Genomic DNA, 17,189 nt, shown 5'->3' with positions numbered 1-17,189 from the left:
TCGGTCAGGCGGGGTCGGCGGCCGCGATCATCTTGTCCCAGGCCGCGTGCCGCTCGGGCGTCCACGCAACGTCCGAAGCGTGCCAGGACACCGGAGTCGCTCCGGTCGCGGTCGAGAGCCGTTCGGCGAGGTCGTCGGCAAGGTGGCCACGCCCGGTGTCGCGCAGATGTTGCTGATACCGCACAGGGTCGTTGTAGTAGACCGGCCCGACCTGCAGCGTCGTCTGCATCGGGTCGGGCAGCGCGCCCGGACGCCCCGCGTAGGTGTGCAGCCACTCCGCCAGGTACGTCCGCATCCGCGCGGCCAGCTCCGGCTCCTTGTCGAGCAGGTCGGTGGTGAGGTGCGGATCGGCGGTGACGTCGAACAGCTGCTCCCACTCCGCGCGGAACGCCCCGGGGTGGTAGGTGCGGATGTAGAGGTGGTCGCGGGTGCGGACCGACCGCTGGTAGGTGTGGGCGCCGTGGCCCAGCACGAGATACGGCCGCGACGGGATCTCGGCGCCGCGGACGGCGTCGGCGAACGAGGTTCCCTGCCAGCCACGGGGAATCGGAACGCCGAGCAGGTCGCAGATCGTGGGTGCGAAGTCGATGTTGTAGAGCAACGCGTCGCAGTGGCGCGCGTCGTCGGGCAGCTGATCGGTGACGCCGGGCCAGTAGACGACCAGGGGCAATCGGTGGACCGGCTCGTTGGCCAGCCCGTGCTCGGCGTAGGAACCGTTCTCACCGAAGGATTCGCCGTGGTCGGCGCTGACGATGATCGCCGTCTCCTCGGCGATGCCGAGTTCGTCCAAAGTGGCCAGCAGCTCGCCGAACAGGCTGTCCCAGTACATGATCGTGCCGTCGAACCCGTTGATCAGGTGCTCGAAGTCGGCGCGGGTGCGGATCGCCTCGGGCATGGTGTCCGGATACGGCGACTTCCGCGGGCCCACCGAATAGTGCAGGTCCAGCGCGCTGCGGGGCCCGTAGACCTCGGCGTGCCCGTCGATCGCCTCCTGATCCGGCCACGCCGGAGCCGGACCGGACGCGGCGGCCCGCTCGGTCCACTCCTTTCCGGTGAGGTACGGGGTGTGCGGCTCCCAGTAGGTCAGGTGCAGGTACCAGTCGTCCTCGTGCGCGTGCCGGCGGATCCAGTCCAACCCCACGCGGTTGATCTCCCGGCCGTCCTCGTCGTTGATCTCGTCGGTGGCCCGGATCGACTCGCGGAAGTTGCCGAGGAAGTGGTAGGCGCGGTGCCGTTCGGCGAACATCGAGACGGCGGCGGTGTAGTGGCCGTGCTGTCCGAGGCGCTGGCCGAGCAGCGGCCGGTCCGGGTGCGGGGCGTGGCCGGAGTCGAGCCGGAACCGGGCGGCTTCGCCGAAGTGGCCGATGACGCCGTTGGTGATGCCGAACTGCCCGCTGGTCATGGCGGTGCGGGAGGGCAGGCATGGCGAGTCGGAGCAGTAGTAGCGGTCGAACACCACTCCCTTGTCGGCCAGTGCCTGCAGGTTCGGGGTGGTGGGCCGGTGGTAGCCGTACGGCTGCGTGTGGTCGGCGCGGAGCGTGTCGACGTCGACGTAGATGACGCGCATGGGAACCCTTCTCGTGGCGGCGGTCAGCCGGGATCGCGGGCGCAGCGGAACCCGGTGTTGCCACCGGAGCTGTCGGGGGTGTTGTGCGAGCGGGCGGCGACGCGGTAGCGGTTGCAGTAGGAGACGTGGCAGAGGTAGGAACCACCGCGCGTCACGCGGTCGGTCCCCGTCGACGGCCCGATCGGGTCTCGCGCCCGGGGCGGGTGGTCGGTGCCCCAGCGGTCGGCGCACCACTCCCAGACGTTTCCGGCCATGTTGTGCAGGCCGAAGTCGTTGGGCGGGAACGCGTCCACCGGCGCGGTGCCGGCGTAGCCGTCTTCGGCCGTGTCGGTGACCGGGAAGCGGCCCTGCCAGATGTTGGCCAGGTGGCGGCCGCCCGGGGTCAGTTCGTCGCCCCAGGGGTAGCGGCGCTGGTCGTGCCCGCCGCGCGCGGCGTACTCCCACTCCGCCTCGGTCGGCAACCGCTTGCCCGCCCACGCGGCGTACGCGCCGGCGTCGTGCCACGACACGTGGACCACCGGGTGGTCGCCGCGACCGCTCAGGTCGCTGCCGGGGCCTTCGGGACGCCGCCAGTCGGCGCCGGTCACCGCGGCCCACCACGGCGTGACGTCCGGGCGGGGTGAGATCCGGCGCAGCTCCCGGTCCAGGAACCGGACGAACACGTAGGACCAGCCAAGGCGCTCGGCCTCCGTGACGTATCCCGTGTCCGCGACGAAGGCGGCGAAGTCGTCGTTCGACACCGCGCACCGGTCGATCAGGAACGGGGACAGCTCGACGGTCCGGACCGGGCCCTCGCCGTCGGCAGGGAAGCCTTCGGCGTCGTCAGTGCCCATGCGGAACTCCCCGCCCGGCAAGGCCACCATCCCGTCGGTCGACCCCGGCCGCGTCGGCAGCGGCGCCACCGGGGTCTCGTGCGAGCCAGGCGGCCGGCCCGGGGTGCAGCAGCTCATGCGACCGCTCCGGTGCGGGCGAGTTCCCCGGCGAAGTGGCAGGCGGCCAGCTGCCCGCCTTCGGTCGGGGTGAGCTCGGGGTCCTTCTCGGCGCAGACCGTCCGGTCCGGACGGTGCAGCGGGCCGATCGGGCAGCGGGTGCGGAACCGGCAGCCGCTCGGCGGGTCCTTCGGGCTGGGCAGGTCACCGCCGAGGACGATCCGCTCGCGGGTCCGACCGCCCGTGTCCGGCACTGGCGACGACGCCAGCAATGCGGCGGTGTACGGGTGCTGCGGCGACGAGTAGACGGCTTCGGCCTCCCCGATTTCGACGAACCGGCCGAGGTACATGACCGCGACCCGGTCCGACAGGTGCCGCACCACCGACAGGTCGTGGGCGATGAACAGGTAGCCGAGGTCGAACTCGTCGCGCAGCGATTCCAGCAGGTTGATGATCTGGGCCTGGATCGAGACGTCCAGCGCGGACACCGGTTCGTCGAGGACCAGCAGCTTCGGCCGGGCCGCCAGGGCGCGGGCAATCCCGACGCGCTGGCGCTGCCCGCCGGAGAACGCGTGCGGGTACCGGTCGAGGTGCCGTTCGTCGAGCCCGACCCGCTCGACCAGCCGCACCACTTCCGCCGCCCGCTCGGCCGCCGGCATGCCGCGGACGGCGAGGGCCTCGTCGAGCGACTGGCGGATCGTGCGACGGGGGTTCAGCGACGCGTAGGGGTCCTGGAACACGTACTGGACGGTGTCGCGCAGGTGCGGCGAACCCGCGGGTTCCTTCGGGCCGAGGGTGTGTTCTCCGACCCGGATGGTGCCGGCCGCGGCGGTGTTGATGCCGACGATCGTCCGCGCCAGCGTCGACTTCCCGCACCCGGACTCGCCGACCAGCCCGACCGTCTCGCCGCTGGACACGGTCAGCTCGACGCCGTCGACCGCGTACACCGGGCGGTGCCGGCGGAACAGGCTGGTGCGCTCGGCGTTGACGTCCACCTTCAGGTCGGTGATGTCCAGCAGCGGCACCGGAATCCGCTCGCGGCGGGCGGCGGCCGCGGCGGTCGGGCGCATCGGCGGGATCGCCGCACCTGTCTGCGTGACGTGGCAGGCGGCCAGGTGCCCGTCCCCCCGCGACACGAGCGCGGGCACCTCGCGGGTGCAGACGTCTTCCTTCAGGCGGCAGCGCGGGTGGAAGGCGCAGCCGCTCGGCAGGCGCGCGGGGTCGGGCGGGGCGCCCGGGATCGACGGCAGCCGCCGCCCGGTGGACACCTCGTCGATCCGGGGCATCGCCGCGAGCAGGTCCGCGGTGTAGGGCAGCTCGGGCCGCTCGAAGATGGCCGCGACCGGGCCGCGTTCCATCACCCGGCCGCCGTACATGACGACGACCTCGTCGCACATCTCGGCGACCACGCCCATGTCGTGGGTGATCATCAGGACGGCGATGCCCAGTTCGTCGCGCAGCTTGCCCAGCAGCCGCAGGATCTGCGCCTGGACGGTGACGTCGAGCGCCGTGGTCGGCTCGTCCGCGATCAGCAGGGACGGCGAGCTCGCCAGTGCCACCGCGATCACGACGCGCTGGCGCATGCCGCCGGAGAACTGGTGCGGGTAGTCGTCGATCCGCCGGTCGGCGTCCGGGATGCCGACCTGGTTCAGCAGCTCGCGGGCGCGTTCCCGCGCGGGCCGCTTGGCGGTGCCGTGCACGATCAGTGCTTCGGCGATCTGGTCGCCGACGGTCATCGCCGGGTTCAGCGCCGACTGCGGGTCCTGGAACACCATCGCGATCTCGCGGCCGCGCAGCTCGCGCATCCGCTTCTCCGGCAGGGCGAGCAGATCCGTGCCCCGGTACCGGACTTCGCCGCCGGCGATCCGCCCGGGCGGGCGGACCATCCGCAGGATCGAGCGAGCCGTGACGGACTTGCCGGAGCCGGACTCGCCGACGATGCCGACGACCTGGCCGGGCCGGACCGAGAACGTCACGTCGTTGACGGCGTGCACGACCCCGGCCGGGGTGTCGAAGTGGGTGCGCAGGCCGCGCACGTCCAGCAGGGTCTCAGTGGTCATCGCCGGGTCGCCGCCTCGTTGAGCGCGTCGGACAGGAGGGTGAAGGCGAGCGCGAGCAGCAGGAGCACGAGCCCCGGCCCGAGCACGTAGGTCGGCAGCGTGCTGACGTACCGCGCGCCGACGTTGAGCATCGCGCCGAGCGACGGGTTCGGCGGGTTGATCCCGAGCCCGACGATGCTCAGCCCGGCCTCGATGAAGATGGCCACCACCATGAACACCGTGGCCTGCACGAGGATCGGGTCGGTCACGTTGGGCAGGATGTGGCGTACCAGCACCTTCGGCCGGGACACGCCGAGCACCCGGGCGGCGAGCACGTATTCCCGCTGCTGCTGGGCGAGCAGGCCCGCCCGGGCGAGCCTGCCGAAGCCGGGCAGCCCGGCGATCACGATGGCGACGAACAGCGACGTCCAGCCTGCCCCGATCATCAGCACGATCATGATGCCGAGGATCAGACCGGGGAAACCGAGGATGATGTCGAGCAGCCGCTGCGTTGCCGAGCCGAGCGGTTTCGACAGGTAGCCGGAGAGGCCGAGCAGGGTGCCGAGCACCATGCTCACCGGCACCGCGGTGAGGATCAGGCTCAGGTCCGTGCGCAGCCCGTAGATCGTCCGGACCAGGATGTCCCGGCCGAACTCGTCGGTGCCGAGCAGGTGGGCCGCGGACGGGCCGGTGAGGGCGTCGCGGGCCTGCTGGTCGTAGCCGCCGGGCGCGAGGACCGGGGCGAGCACCGCGACGGCGACGAGCAGCGCGAGCAGCACCGCGGCCGCGATCCCCTTCGGAGTGCGGAACGCCTTCGCGTACCGGACGAACGTGCCGCCCCGCTCGGGTTTGCGCGCGGTCTTCGGCGCGGCGACGGCGGCCGCCGCGACGGGCCCGGTGAGTGTCCTTTTCGGAATGTCCATGGTCACTGCCCCAATCGGATGCGGGGATCGAGCGCCGCGAGGGCGATTTCGGTGAGCAGCTGGGCCAGGACCGCGATGAACACCGTGCCGACGATGAGCACCTGGACGACCGCGTAGTCGGCGTTCTGCGCGCCGGACACGGCCAGCTGGCCCAGCCCGTTGCGGGCGAAGATCGCCTCGATGACCACGGCGCCGGCGAGCAGGTCGCCGAACCGGATGCCGATCGCCACCACGGCCGGGCCGAGGCTGTTGCGCAGGACGTGCCGGACGCTGATCCGCCGCGACGGCACGCCCTTCGCGACCGCCAGGTCGACAAAGTCCTCCTGCCGCACGCCGACCATCGACGTCTGGACCAGCCGCGCCACGCCGGCCGACATGGGCAGCGCGAGCGCCAGCGCGGGCAGCAGCAGGTACTGCAACCCGATGGAGGGATTGTCCAGCACCGACGTCTCGCCGCTGATCGGCAACAGCCGCACGGCCACTCCGAAGACGAGGATCAGCAGCAGGCCGACCAGGAACGGCGGGGCGGCCAGCAGACCGGTGTTTGCGCCGCCGATGAGGGTGCGCGCCCACCGGCTGCGGGCCGAGCCGGCGAGCACGCCGAGGCCGATGCCGAACACGACGAGGAACACTCCGGCCAGCACGGCCAGCTCGACCGTGCTTTCGAGCCGGTCGCCGATCAGCTCGGCGACCGGCCTGCCGTACTGGAAGGACTGCCCGAGGTCGCCGGTGAACAGGCCGCCGAGCCAGTGTAGGTACTGCGTCACCCACGGCTGGTCGAGGCCGAGCTGAGCGCGGATCGCGGTGATCGTCTGCGCGGACGCGTCCGGGCCGGCGATCACCGCGGCGGGGTCGCCCGGTGCCAGGCGCGGCAGCAGGAAGGCGATCACGCTCGTGGCCAGCAGCACCAGCATGATCGACGGGAGGCGGCGGAGGAGGAAGCGGCTCATCGGACCAGGCACGTTTCCCGGGACAGCAGCCCGCCGGAGGTGAAGGTGGTACCGCCGACCGCCGTGGAGCGGACCATGATGCCCGGCGTCGTGACGACCACGTGCTGGACAGCCTGGTCGAGCATGTAGGCGGTCAGGTCGTGCACGGCCTTGGCCGCGTCCGGGCCGCTGCCGGCCTCGACGAGACCCTGCACCAGTGCGGTGTACTCGGGGCTGCCGAACTGCCGGTGGGCGCCCTGCAGCCGCACGTCCGGGTTGGTCTGCGCGATCAGCGACGGGGTGTCGGCGACCCCGCGGAAGGACAGGTAGTTCCCGCCCTTCTGCGCCGCCAGCCGCGCCTGGTAGTCCGGCGCCGCCAGCGCGACGAGGTTCGGTTTGAGGCCGACGTCGGTCAGGTTGTTCGCGATGATCTGGTATTCGGCCTGCAGCTGCGGGTTGTTGATGATGGTGATCGGCACCGCGGCGCCGGTCGCCCCGGCCTGCTGGATCAGCTGGCGGGCCTTGGCCGGGTCGTACCGGTAGGTGTTCTCGAGGTCCTTCGGGTAGGTGTCGCCCGGCGGCCAGATGAGGCCCGCGGTGGTGCCCAGCCCGCCGAAGACCTGCTGCTTGATCCGGTCCCGGTCGATCGCGTAGCCCACGGCCTGCCGGACGGTCTTGTCCGCGAAGACGCCGCTGGTCGTGTCGAGGACGAGCGAGTACGCCGCCTGCAGGGTGTCCTGAAGCTGGAACTGGTCGCCTTGGCGGGTCACGGTCTGCGCGTCCTGCGTGGTCAGGCCCCCGGCGAGCTGGGCCCGCGAGGAGCGCAGTGCGGCCAGCTGCGCGGTCGAGTCCGGGATGACGACGTTCTCGATCCGGTCCAGGTGCGGCAGGCCCTGCTGCCAGTACTTGTCGTTGCGCACCAGCACGATCTGGGAGCCCGGCTGGTACTCCTCGACCTTGAACGGGCCGGTCCCGATGATCTTGCTGCCGTCGGCGAGGCCCGCGTAGGTCTCCGAATCGACGATCGGGGTGTCGTCGAGGACGCTCGCGAGCACGGGCGACAAGGCCGTCTCCGAGCGGATCGTCACCTCGTGGTCACCGGTCGCCTCGATCTGCCAGCCACCGATGATCTGCTTGTCGACCGAGGGGCTGGCCGGGGTGAGGGCCTGCTCGAACGTGTACAGCACGTCCGCCGCGGTGAAGGGACGTCCACTGTGGAAGGTGACGCCCTGGCGCAGCGTCAGCACGGCGCTGCGGTCGTCGGCTCCCAGCTTCCACGAGGAGGCCAGCAGCGGTTCCGGGTTCTTGACGTCGCCGTTCTTCACCGCGAGCAGCGTTTCGAAGACACCGCGGACCCAGAACAGGTTCGCCGCGCCCTGGGCGAGGATGCGGCCGGGGATCGGGGGTTGGGCGTTCGCCACGACGAGGGTGCCGCCGGGGCGGCAGGCGGCCGTCGACGAACCGGACGCCGCCTGCTGCTGCAGGTCCACAGCGGACTGGCAGCCGGCCACCAGGACGGCCGACAAGGTCAGCAGGAGGGCACCACGGATTCTGGATACGCCTGAGCGCATGGAAGGACTCCTCGTTGAGTCAGGATTCGCCGGCGCGTGTTTCGCACACGCGGCGACCGGACCGTCAGCGGCCGGTGCGGGGTCGGGAAAGCCGGGCTGCCGCCGGGGCGGCAGCGCTTCGCGGGAGCGTGATCAGTGCTTTTCGAGGCGGCGCATGCTCGTCTCGAAGATGCCGCACATGTCGACCGACGGGTCGCGAAGCCATTGCAACTGCAGGCCGTTCATCAGCGAGACCAGTTCGGCGGCCGTGTCCGCCGGGTCGAGCGAGGCGGGCAGCCTGCCCGTCTCCTGGTCGCGTTCGATCAGCCGGACGATGTGGGCGCGGACGCGGCGGTTGCGTTCGCGGAAGAACTCGTGGGCCGGGTGTGCTGGGTCGAGGCTTTCGGCCGATTGAACGGTGAACAGCCGCACGAGACCGGGTTGCGTCTCGTTGCGGCGGCAGTGGGCCACCAGCCACTCGCGCGTGGAGGCGTCGACACCGGCGAACTCGGCCGCCAGCGCCTGCTCGTCCTGGAGGTCACGCTGCTGCAGCAAGGCGAGGATGAGCGCGTCCTTGCTCGGGAAGTGGTGCAGCAGCCCGGGTTGCGAAACCCCGACCTTCGCCGCCACCTCGGCGATGCTGGTGCCGTGGAAGCCGGCGACGGCGAACGCGTCCGCGGCGACGGCGAGGATCTGCTCCCGCCGCTCGGCGGCCGGGAAGCGGACCCGGCCGGACTCTGCTCGTGTCATGCGGCTCCTTCCATCGATACGGCTAACTTACCGAGTACTCGGTAAGTTAGGAAGATGTACTGCCGAGTAACTTCTGGTCGTCGCTGATCAGGTCGTCGCTGATGGCCTGGAGCTTCGCCCGGGGCAGCAGACCGACGGCCATCGCGGCGATTTCGACCAGGCTCAGTCCCCCGGCCACGGCGGCGAGTGGACCGGTGAGCAGTCCTGGCACCCGCTCCTGGAGCACCGCACGGGCCCCCGGATGGGCGAGCAGTTCGCGCAGCGGGGTGTGCGCGCTCAGCGGTCCCCGCGGGTAGTCCTCGCGGCGGATCGGTTCCCGGGCCGCTTCGACCTGAGCCCAGTGGCGCCGCACCTGCAGGTGCTCGCGGCCGGGATCGCCGTGCTCCGGCAGGCCGAGCCGCGCGTACTGTTCGGGTGGCGCGTCGGTGTCGCGCATGAGCCGGGTCAGCAGCCCGATCATCCGCAGCTCCACTTCGTCGTCGACCAGCGGCCGTTCCTGGCCCGGATCCTCGTGGAGGTCGTACAGGAGCGTGCCGAACGCGTACGGGTTGGACATCGCCTGGCCCCGCGTCCGCAGGACCGGGACGCCCTTGGTGAACGCGAACGGGGGCACGAGTTCGGCGTCGCGCAGCTCCTCGGGCGTGAAGCGGGCCATCATGTGCGTCGGCATGAGCGTGTACTCCGCCAGCGGCGCGTTCGCTTCGGTCGCGGGGGCTCGCATGTAGACGTACCGGCCGTCGGTCACGCTCACGTGCCCGCCGAACCCGCCGAACAACGCCGCTTCCCGGACCGGTTCGTCGGCGGCGACGACGTCCCGCAGCGGCCGGCCCTGCATGTCCGGCGGCCGGGGCACGCCGAACCACTCGAGCAGCGTCGGCCCGAAGTCGATCGTCTGCACCAGCGAAGACCGGCGCTCGCCCGCGGCCGCGGCCCGGGGATCCCAGACGAACAGGGGCGTGTGGATCGTTTCGTCGTACCACGGCGGCACGTTCTTGCCCCACCAGCCGTGCTCCCCCAGCAGGTACCCGTGGTCGGTCACGACCATCAGCAGGGTGTCCCGCCAGAGGTCGAACTCGTCCATGCGGTCGAGCACCCGGCCCAGCGAGTGGTCGCACATCGACAGCAGCGCGGCGTACCGGTTGCGCACGTGGGCGACCTGCTCCGGGGTTTCGAGCACCTGGGCGTAGTCGGGCCAGTCGAGTTCCGGGCCGTCGTAGTCCTCGGGGTAGAGGTCATGGTAGCGCGGGTAGCTGAAGAACGGCTCGTGCGGGTCGAACGTCTCGATCTGCAGGAACCAGCCGTCCTCGGCGTGGTTGACGTCCAGGAAGCGCAGGCCCGCGTCGAAGGTCCGTGTCTGCGGGTGGTCGGCCTCGTCGGCGAGGTGCTGCCGGTTCACCCGGTCCTGGCGGTAGGCGGGCCGCCGGAGGCGTTTGAGGTCCGCGGCCGGCTCGGGGTCGGCGACCTGCCCGTGCCAGAAGTCGCCTTCCTGACCGCGGAAGAACTCGTAGGTGCGGAACCGGTTGTGGTAGGTGGCGCCGCCGTCCTCCCAGTAGTGCGCGTGGTCGGTGGCCAGGTGGGTGTGCACGCCGGCGTCGGTGAGCAGCTGCGGCGCCGAGTCGTCGAACGGCTCCAGCGGCCCCCAGCCGCGGTGGAGGAAGTTGTAGCGGCCGGTGTGCATTTCCCGGCGCGCCGGCATGCACGGCATGCTGCCCGCATAGCAGTTGTCGAACACTGTGGTCCGCTCGGCGAGCCGCGCGAAGTTGGGGGCGCGCACGTCCCGGCCGCCGTAGGCGGGCAGGTGGCGGCGGTTGAGGCTGTCGAACATCACGACGATCGCCTTCACGGGACCTCCTTTACTTACCGAGTACTCGGTAGGTAGCGTGACCACATCCAACCCCGGACCCCGGCATCGTGGCAACCCCGGAGGCATCGTGGCCCTACCCGACTTCGTCGTGATCGTCGCCGACCAGCTGCGCGCCGACGCGCTCGGCGCGTTCGGCGCCGAGCACGCCCGCACCCCGAACCTGGACGCGCTCGCCGCCGCGGGGATGACGTTCACCAACGCCTTCGTCCAGCACCCGGTGTGTTCGCCGAGCCGGGCGTCGTTCCTCACCGGCTGGTACCCGCACACCGCCGGGCACCGCACCCTGGACGGACTGCTGCGGCCGGACGAGCCGAACTTCCTGCGGACCTTCCGCGACCACGGCTACCACGTCGTGTGGGCGGGCGACCGCGGCGACACGTTCGCCCCCGGAGCGACCGAGCTCAGCGTGCACGAGCACGGGTTCACCGAGGTCCCGGCCGGGGCGCGCTGGGGCGGTGCGCCCGCCGAGCGGCGGCGCCGCCGTCCCGCTCTTCCCGGCATCGAAGATTCCTTGTGGGACCGGCTTTTCTACGGCGGCGAAGTCCTGGACGACGCCCTCGACTTCGACGAGGCCGCCGTCCGCACCGCTGAATCGTGGCTCGCCGATCCGCCGGAGCAGCCGTGGGTGCTCTTCGTGCCCTTGATCGCACCGCACTGCCCGTTCGAGGCCGCCGAGCCGTGGTTTTCCCTGCACGACCGCAACGCCCAGCCCGCGCCCGTTCCCCCGGGGACCGGTCCCGCCTACCTCGCCGCCATCCGCGAGAAGTACGGTCTCGATCGCGTCACGCTTCCCGTGTGGCAAGAAGTCGCCGCCGTCTACCACGGCATGGTGTCCCGGTTGGACGCCCACGTCGGCCGGATCGTCGCCGCACTCGGCCCGGACACCGTCGTCGCCTTCTTCGCCGACCACGGCGAATACCTCGGCGACTTCGGCGTGATCGAGAAGTGGCCGTCGGCGATGCACGCGTGCATCACCCGCGACCCGCTCATCCTCAGCGGCGGCCCGGTGCCCGCCGGGACGACCGACGCGCTCGTCGAACTCGTCGACGTCTTCCCCACGTTGCTCGACCTCGCGGGCATCGAGTCCGACCACGTCCACTATGGACGAAGTCTGCGGCACCTGTTCGACGACCCGGACGGTGACCACCGGACGTACGCGTTCAGCGAGGGCGGCTTCCTGGCCGAAGAGGAGCCCCGGCTCGAGCGCGGTGCGTTCCCCTACGACCTCAAGGGTGAACTCCAGCACGAAGACCCCCGGCTCGTCGGTAAGGCGTTCGCGGCCCGCGATCGCGACTGGACCTACGTCTGGCGGCTCTACGAACCACCCGAGCTGTACGACCGCCGGACCGACCCGGCCGAGACGCGCAACCTCGCCGGACGAGCGGAATTCGCGGCCGTCGAGGAGCGGATGCGCGAGGCCGTCCTCACGTGGCTGGCCACCACGGCCGACGTCCTCCCCGCCGGCCGCGACCCCCGGCGGCCCGCGGTCGACCTGCCCGCACCGAGGTGCACTCCCTAGGTGCGGGCGCGCAGTTCGCGCAGCAGGGCGTCCCGGATTTCCTCGTGCGCCGTGCTTCCCGCGAGGTTCCGGAGCTCGCGGGGGTCGGCGAGCGAGTCGGCCAGGAACACGTCTTCCTCGCCGGGTGCGGCGGTTCGTCCGTCGATGCGGACGGTGGCGTCCAGCCGGTGGCGCCGGGTCCGGATGCAGCTGCGCCGTGGCCAGCCCCTCCCGTCGTCCCAGGTGCCCTCGTCGCGGTTGGGGAACGCGCGGCTCGCCGGGTCACCGTAGCCGATGGTCGCCAGGACGTGGTCCGGCTCCGGCTCGCCGAACAGATCACGCCCCGCCATCGGGGCGGCGGCCGGGATGCCCGCCGCCCCGAGGAGCGTCCGGGCCAGGTCGAGCGACTGCGCCAGATCGTCGCGGCGCTGCGCGCGCGGCCGGCCCGGCCGCCGGACGATCAGCGGAACCCGGTGGCTCTGCGGGGCGAAGGTGTGCTTGCCGAAGGCGCCGCCTTCGCCGAGGTGCACGCCGTGGTCGGAGGTGAGCACGACGATCGTGTTCCCGGCCAGGCCGAGGTTCTCCAGTTCCCGGAGGATGAGCCCGATCTGCTCGTCCACCCAGGCGACCAGCGCCAGGTAGTCGGCCTGGGCTTGCCGCAGCTCGGCTTCGGGCATCTCGCGCCCGCCGTTGAGCTCGGCGAAACGACGGTCGAAGCGGCTGCCGTCCGGATCGCCGTCGAGGGCGTGTCCGGGCTGGGCGTCCGGCGGGAACAGCCGGGCCCAGCGTTCGGGCGCCACCACCGGCGTGTGCGGCTGCAGGAACGACGCGCGCAGCAGGAACGGGCCGTCCACCGCGCGCAGCCAGGCGATCGCCCGCCGCGCCACCTCCTCGGGGACGAACTCCTCCCCGGAATGCCGTCCGCCGACGACGAACCGCATGCCCGGCGTCCGCACCAGTGAGCCTTCGTCGGCCCCGGAGAGCGGATCGCGCATCCCGGCCCCGGTGTGGTCGTCCACCTGCCACGGCTTCAGTTCGGGCGGGAGGTGCTCCTTGCCGAAGCTGGCGGTCGCGTACCCGGCGTCGGCGAACAACTCGGGGAAGGTGACCAACCCGGCGGGGAGCGGGCAGCCACCGGCGGCGGCCTCGTTGTGGAAGACACCGGTCCGCTCCGGCGGCAGCCCGGTCAGCGTCGAGGTGCGGCTCGGCACGCACACCGGTGAGTTGGTGTAGCAGCGGTCGAACACCACGGCGTCCGCGGCCAGCGCATCGATGTGGGGGGTGCGTGGCGAGAGTCCCCCGGCTTCGGCATAGCAGCCGAGCGCGTCCGCGCGCAGCTCGTCGCAGTACAGCCACAGGATGTTGGGACGATCGCGCATGCGGACACCTCCGGACTCTTACCTACCGAGTACTCGGTAGGTAACGTGGTCACACGGTAACCCTGGCCGACCCGTGAAGGCAACCAGGGCCGGGTGCTCAGATGTCGGCGGCGGTCCGGAAGCCCAGTTCCCGCTCGAGCTGTCCGGCGTGTTCGCGGTGCGGGCGGCGACGCGGTAGCGGTTGCAATAGGAGTCGTGGCACAGGTACGACCCGCCGCGCATCGCGCGGTTCGCGTGGGCGTCGTCGAACCAGTCGGCGCACCACTCCCACACGTTGCCCGGCACGTTGTACAGCCCGAAACCGTCGGGCGGGAACGCGTCCACCGGCGCTGTTCCGACGTGACCGTCCTCTTCGGTGTTGTGCACCGGGAAGCGGCCCTGCCAGATGTTGCAGCGGTGTTCCCCGCCCGGGGTCAGCTCGTCGCCCCACGGGTAGCGGGCCTCGTCGAGCCCGCCCCGCGCCGCGTACTCCCATTCCACCTCGGTCGGCAGGCGCCGGCCCGCCCACTCGCAGTAGGCCACCGCGTCGTGCCAGGACACGTGCACCAACGGGTGGTCCCAGCGGCCTTCGACGTCACTGCCCGGCCACTCCGGAGCCCGCCAGTACGCTCCGCTGACGGCGACCCACCACGGCGTTTGCTGCGGCCGCGGCGCGCCCTTGCGCAGCGCCGCGGGCACGAACTTGGCGAACACGTAGGTCCAGCCGAACTTCTCCGCTTCGGTCCGGTAGCCGGTCGCGTCGGCGAACTCGGCGAACCGGGCGTTCGAGACCGCGCAGGCGTCGATCGCGAACGGAGCGACCACGACGTCGCGGACCCCCGGTCCTCCGGAAAGCCGTCGACATCGTCGGTGCCCATGCGGAACTTCCCGCCTGGCAGGGTGATCAGCCCCGCGGAACCGATTCCGGCGCCCGGCCGGACCTGCTCGGCCGGCACGGACTCCACAGCGGACCGCGACGGCGGGCAACAAGACGACATGCGACGAACCTCCTACGTCCACCCTAACTGTGCGGCGGCGAGCGCCCCGGTTCCGGCGGTGGCGACCGCGACGGCGAGCAGCACCTGCGGCCCCACCGCACGGCGCGGCCACAGACCGGCCCACCCCGCGATCGCCACCACCACCAGCGCACCCAGCCCGGCCAGCAGACCCGGCACGGACCTCTCGATCAACCCGGCCCGCAGCAACACGGCGGCGGCCACCGCGGCGGACAGGGCTGTGCGCCGCCAAGCCAGCGCGGTCCGCTCCGGCTGCAGCCCGGGGATTCGCCGGAGTACCTGGTGCCCGCGTGCCGCACGCGCGCGGGGCAAGGTCTCGTGTGCCTGGAACTGACCATGACCACGCCGGGAGCGCTGGACGCGCTGCGGTTGCTGCGGGCGGAATTCGGGGAGGCGGCGGACATCGGACTGGGCAGTGTCGGCGACGCCGAGGCTGCACGCCGGGCGCTCGACGCGGGTGCTGCCTTCGTCCTCAGCCCGGGTTTCGACGCGGGCGTCGTGGCCGAGTGCGTTGCGGCCGGGGTGCCCGCCTACCCCGCGGGCTCACCCCGACCGAGCTCATCGCCGCGTGGCGGGCGGGCGCCTCGGCGGTCAAGCTGCTCCCCGCTTCGACGGTCGGTCCCGCGCATCTCGAGTCCGTTCGGGAGCCGTTGCCCGAGCTGGAGATCATGCCCACCGGAGGTATCGGAGTCGACGACGTCGGCACCTGGATCAAGGCGGGTGCAGTCGCGGTCGGGCTCGGTGGAGCGCTGTCCGGCGACGCGCTGCGCGGTGGTGACCTCGGCGCGCTCGCCGACCGGGCGGCACGCGCGATCGAGGGAGCGCGCGCATGACGGTCGTGACGCTCGGGGAGACGATGGGGCTGCTCGCCGCCGATTCCGTCGGGTATCTCCAGCACGTCTCCACGATGCGGCTTGGCATCGGGGGCGCGGAGAGCAACGTCGCGATCGGACTTGCCAGGCTCGGTGTCCCGGTCACCTGGATCGGCCGGGTCGGCGCCGATTCGCTGGGCGACCGGGTGATCCGGGAGCTGCGTGCCGAAGGCGTCGACGTGCGCTTCATCCGCGATGGGGCCGGCATGTGCGCGGCATCGTGGACTTCCAACCACAACCGCAGGTACCTGACCTGCCATAGGCATCATCAGCGGTGCCCACGCGAACGGCACCTGCGCGGCGAACGCCCGCGCCGGCATCACCATGGCCTGCCGTGGCTTGGTCTCGAACTCGGTGCCCTCCGGGATCCCCGCCCGCCGGCACCGATCCGGGCCGGCGATCCACCGCTCGGGCAGATACAGCTCCCGGTCGATCAGCGCATGCCCGCCAGTACCGGCATCAGCGAGGAAGGTTCCGGCCTGGCAGTTCTCGATCCGGCCAGCGGTGCCGGAGTACTGCCGCCGCACCCCGGCCGAGCGGGTGTCTTCCTTCAGGAAGCCGGCGTCGTCCACGATCAGCACGCCGCCTGGTTGGCCGAGGTGCTCGACGACAGCGTCGCGAACGTCGGTGCGAACGCCGTCGATGTCCCGGTCCGCCCAGCGCCCGATCCAGGCGATCCATCGCCACATCGACCACCACGGACGACGATCCACCACACCACAACCAACTGCCGTTGCAGTACCAGCCGTGACTGACCTGTGAGTTGGGGACGCGGATGGCCGGTGACTGGCCTGCGGGTGCGGTGAGTCCGCGGTGCTGGTTACAGGTGTGCAACCAGTGTGGCAAGGCGCGGCGTCGTTCGGTGTCGGTGTGGCAGGGCTGGGCGTAGGCCGGCTCTTCGAGCAAGGTGCGGTTGAAGCGTTCGTTTGGCTGCGGACGGTGGGGCCGGGTGTGTTTGGGTGTGATCGCGACCGCGGTCGCCCGCTGTCGCGATTCCCGCAGACTTCTGATCTCTGGGACGCCAAACGCGTACTGCTGGTCACGGCCATCGGTTACACGATGCCCATGACCGGCTCAGCAGGAAGACCTACGCGAAGCGCCCGCCGCCATCAACGTGCAACGTCTCGCCCGTAATGAACGGGTTGGTCAACAGCGCCACCGCCGCAGCGGCAATGTCCTCCGTGGCGCCGACCCGCCGGGCGGGGTTGCTGGCCCGAACCTGGTCGAAGAACCTCGCCTTCCCTTCGCCAAGCGCTCCATCCCACGCTCCGGAATCAACGATTCCTGGCGATATCGCGTTGACACGCACGGGCGCGAGCTCGACGGCGAGCGCCGAAACCAGAAAACTGACCGCGCCATTCGTGGTGGCCATGACAGTCAAGCCACTGGACGGGCGCCACGCCGCGACGCCGGAGAAGAACAGCAAGGAGCCCTGTTCGTTGATGAGGGGCGACAGGTGTTTGGCCAACAGTAGCGGACCGACAACCTTCGCGTCGAAAGCAGCGATGATCTCTTCACGGTCAAGGTCGGCCACCGGCACATTCGGCGGCGCTGAAGCGAGGCTGATGACGTGGTCGAATTCGCCGCGCCCTTGAACCTGTCCGGCCAGGGCTCGCAAGGTGTCCTCCTTGCTGAGATCAATGTGCACGGCCGGCTCGGTGATGTCGAGGCGCTTCATCGTGTCGGCGAACTTGTCGGGATTTCGCCCGGCGAGCACGACAGCTGCACCCTCAGATCGCAGAGCAGCGGCAACGGCCGAGCCAATGCCCGACCCGCTACCGATCAACAGGACGCGCTTGTCTTTCAGCGTGTAGGTCATACGAATACACGTGTTCCTATCGGGATGATGGCGCAGTATGCGGGTTCCGAACCCGGTCACTCTTCGATGGACCCG

At 71.2% G+C, this 17,189-nt stretch carries 13 protein-coding genes and 3 pseudogenes; 3 read left to right on the top strand and 13 right to left on the bottom strand.

The genetic code is table 11. From position 1 onward, the window contains the following. Positions 1-4: 4 nt before the first annotated feature. The 8 genes from ACCP09_RS14335 to ACCP09_RS14300 all read right to left on the bottom strand — a co-directional run bounded on the left by ACCP09_RS14335 (position 5) and on the right by ACCP09_RS14300 (position 10,530). A complete protein-coding gene (locus ACCP09_RS14335) occupies positions 5-1,567 on the bottom strand; it encodes a sulfatase family protein (RefSeq protein ID WP_433746759.1) in 1,563 nt (520 codons plus the stop codon). A 23-nt stretch (positions 1,568-1,590) separates the two neighbouring features. Beyond that, positions 1,591-2,517, bottom strand: a complete 927-nt coding sequence (locus tag ACCP09_RS14330; protein ID WP_378364982.1) for a formylglycine-generating enzyme family protein — start codon at positions 2,515-2,517, stop codon at positions 1,591-1,593. Then, a complete protein-coding gene (locus ACCP09_RS14325; protein ID WP_433746755.1) occupies positions 2,514-4,556 on the bottom strand; it encodes an ABC transporter ATP-binding protein in 2,043 nt (680 codons plus the stop codon). The genes ACCP09_RS14330 and ACCP09_RS14325 overlap by 4 nt, the downstream gene beginning before the upstream one ends. Continuing rightward, a complete protein-coding gene (locus ACCP09_RS14320) occupies positions 4,553-5,458 on the bottom strand; it encodes an ABC transporter permease (protein WP_433746752.1) in 906 nt (301 codons plus the stop codon). Before ACCP09_RS14320 ends, ACCP09_RS14325 begins: the two co-directional genes overlap by 4 nt. A gap of 2 nt (positions 5,459-5,460) precedes the next feature. Then, complete coding sequence (locus tag ACCP09_RS14315) at positions 5,461-6,408, bottom strand: ABC transporter permease (protein WP_433746749.1); 948 nt, start codon at positions 6,406-6,408, stop codon at positions 5,461-5,463. Next, on the bottom strand, positions 6,405-7,958 hold the full coding sequence (locus ACCP09_RS14310; protein ID WP_433746746.1) for an ABC transporter substrate-binding protein: 1,554 nt from the start codon (positions 7,956-7,958) through the stop codon (positions 6,405-6,407). Before ACCP09_RS14310 ends, ACCP09_RS14315 begins: the two co-directional genes overlap by 4 nt. A gap of 132 nt (positions 7,959-8,090) precedes the next feature. Next, positions 8,091-8,687 (bottom strand): TetR/AcrR family transcriptional regulator, encoded by a 597-nt coding sequence (locus ACCP09_RS14305; RefSeq protein ID WP_378364987.1) that lies wholly within the window; start codon positions 8,685-8,687, stop codon positions 8,091-8,093. Positions 8,688-8,733: 46 nt separating this feature from the next. Next, the gene (locus ACCP09_RS14300) at positions 8,734-10,530 is read right to left on the bottom strand and encodes a sulfatase (protein WP_433746742.1); all 1,797 of its coding nucleotides are present in this window, start codon (positions 10,528-10,530) and stop codon (positions 8,734-8,736) included. 88 nt (positions 10,531-10,618) lie between these two features. Here ACCP09_RS14300 and ACCP09_RS14295 point away from each other — a divergent pair, with 88 nt between their 5' ends. Continuing rightward, positions 10,619-12,070, top strand: a complete 1,452-nt coding sequence (locus tag ACCP09_RS14295) for a sulfatase-like hydrolase/transferase (protein ID WP_433746739.1) — start codon at positions 10,619-10,621, stop codon at positions 12,068-12,070. Here the strand turns inward: ACCP09_RS14295 and ACCP09_RS14290 are convergent. The 3 genes from ACCP09_RS14290 to ACCP09_RS14280 all read right to left on the bottom strand — a co-directional run bounded on the left by ACCP09_RS14290 (position 12,067) and on the right by ACCP09_RS14280 (position 14,735). Beyond that, positions 12,067-13,428: a sulfatase family protein gene (locus ACCP09_RS14290; RefSeq protein ID WP_433746736.1), complete on the bottom strand. Its 1,362-nt coding sequence runs from the start codon at positions 13,426-13,428 to the stop codon at positions 12,067-12,069. The genes ACCP09_RS14295 and ACCP09_RS14290 overlap by 4 nt on opposite strands. A gap of 18 nt (positions 13,429-13,446) precedes the next feature. Then, a complete protein-coding gene (locus ACCP09_RS14285; protein ID WP_433746733.1) occupies positions 13,447-14,232 on the bottom strand; it encodes an SUMF1/EgtB/PvdO family nonheme iron enzyme in 786 nt (261 codons plus the stop codon). Positions 14,233-14,417: 185 nt separating this feature from the next. Continuing rightward, entirely contained in the window at positions 14,418-14,735 is a 318-nt protein-coding gene (locus ACCP09_RS14280; protein WP_433746730.1) for a DUF202 domain-containing protein, read from the bottom strand. A 24-nt stretch (positions 14,736-14,759) separates the two neighbouring features. On the opposite strand from ACCP09_RS14280, the pseudogene ACCP09_RS14275 reads away from it, so the two are divergent. Both ACCP09_RS14275 and ACCP09_RS14270 read left to right on the top strand, forming a co-directional pair. Further along, positions 14,760-15,256, top strand: a pseudogene (locus ACCP09_RS14275) (bifunctional 4-hydroxy-2-oxoglutarate aldolase/2-dehydro-3-deoxy-phosphogluconate aldolase). After that, positions 15,253-15,480: pseudogene (locus ACCP09_RS14270) on the top strand (PfkB family carbohydrate kinase); the annotation flags it as partial. The pseudogenes ACCP09_RS14275 and ACCP09_RS14270, both read left to right, overlap by 4 nt. Here ACCP09_RS14270 and ACCP09_RS14265 read toward each other — a convergent pair. Then, positions 15,447-15,957, bottom strand: a pseudogene (locus tag ACCP09_RS14265) (IS701 family transposase); the annotation flags it as partial. The pseudogenes ACCP09_RS14270 and ACCP09_RS14265 overlap by 34 nt on opposite strands. A 425-nt stretch (positions 15,958-16,382) precedes the next feature. Next, positions 16,383-17,114, bottom strand: coding sequence for an SDR family oxidoreductase (locus tag ACCP09_RS14260; RefSeq protein WP_027929229.1), 732 nt, complete (start codon positions 17,112-17,114; stop codon positions 16,383-16,385). Between the last annotated feature and the right edge of the window lie 75 nt (positions 17,115-17,189).

This window comes from Amycolatopsis sp. 3B14 (assembly GCF_050958625.1).
GTDB classification, from domain to species: domain Bacteria; phylum Actinomycetota; class Actinomycetes; order Mycobacteriales; family Pseudonocardiaceae; genus Amycolatopsis_E; species Amycolatopsis_E thermoflava.
Note: the sequence above shows the minus strand (reverse complement) of the source record. Positions and strands in the feature narration are given on the sequence as shown.

Bases quoted from the DNA above. Each gene is read 5' to 3' on its own strand.
- ACCP09_RS14290 (WP_433746736.1), bottom strand. From the start codon at position 13,428: ATGCGCGATCGTCCCAACATCCTGTGGCTGTACTGCGACGAGCTGCGC.
- ACCP09_RS14320 (WP_433746752.1), bottom strand. From the start codon at position 5,458: ATGGACATTCCGAAAAGGACACTCACCGGGCCCGTCGCGGCGGCCGCC.
- ACCP09_RS14305 (WP_378364987.1), bottom strand. From the start codon at position 8,687: ATGACACGAGCAGAGTCCGGCCGGGTCCGCTTCCCGGCCGCCGAGCGG.
- ACCP09_RS14335 (WP_433746759.1), bottom strand. From the start codon at position 1,567: ATGCGCGTCATCTACGTCGACGTCGACACGCTCCGCGCCGACCACACG.
- ACCP09_RS14260 (WP_027929229.1), bottom strand. From the start codon at position 17,114: ATGACCTACACGCTGAAAGACAAGCGCGTCCTGTTGATCGGTAGCGGG.
- ACCP09_RS14310 (WP_433746746.1), bottom strand. From the start codon at position 7,958: ATGCGCTCAGGCGTATCCAGAATCCGTGGTGCCCTCCTGCTGACCTTG.
- ACCP09_RS14325 (WP_433746755.1), bottom strand. From the start codon at position 4,556: ATGACCACTGAGACCCTGCTGGACGTGCGCGGCCTGCGCACCCACTTC.
- ACCP09_RS14330 (WP_378364982.1), bottom strand. From the start codon at position 2,517: ATGAGCTGCTGCACCCCGGGCCGGCCGCCTGGCTCGCACGAGACCCCG.
- ACCP09_RS14315 (WP_433746749.1), bottom strand. From the start codon at position 6,408: ATGAGCCGCTTCCTCCTCCGCCGCCTCCCGTCGATCATGCTGGTGCTG.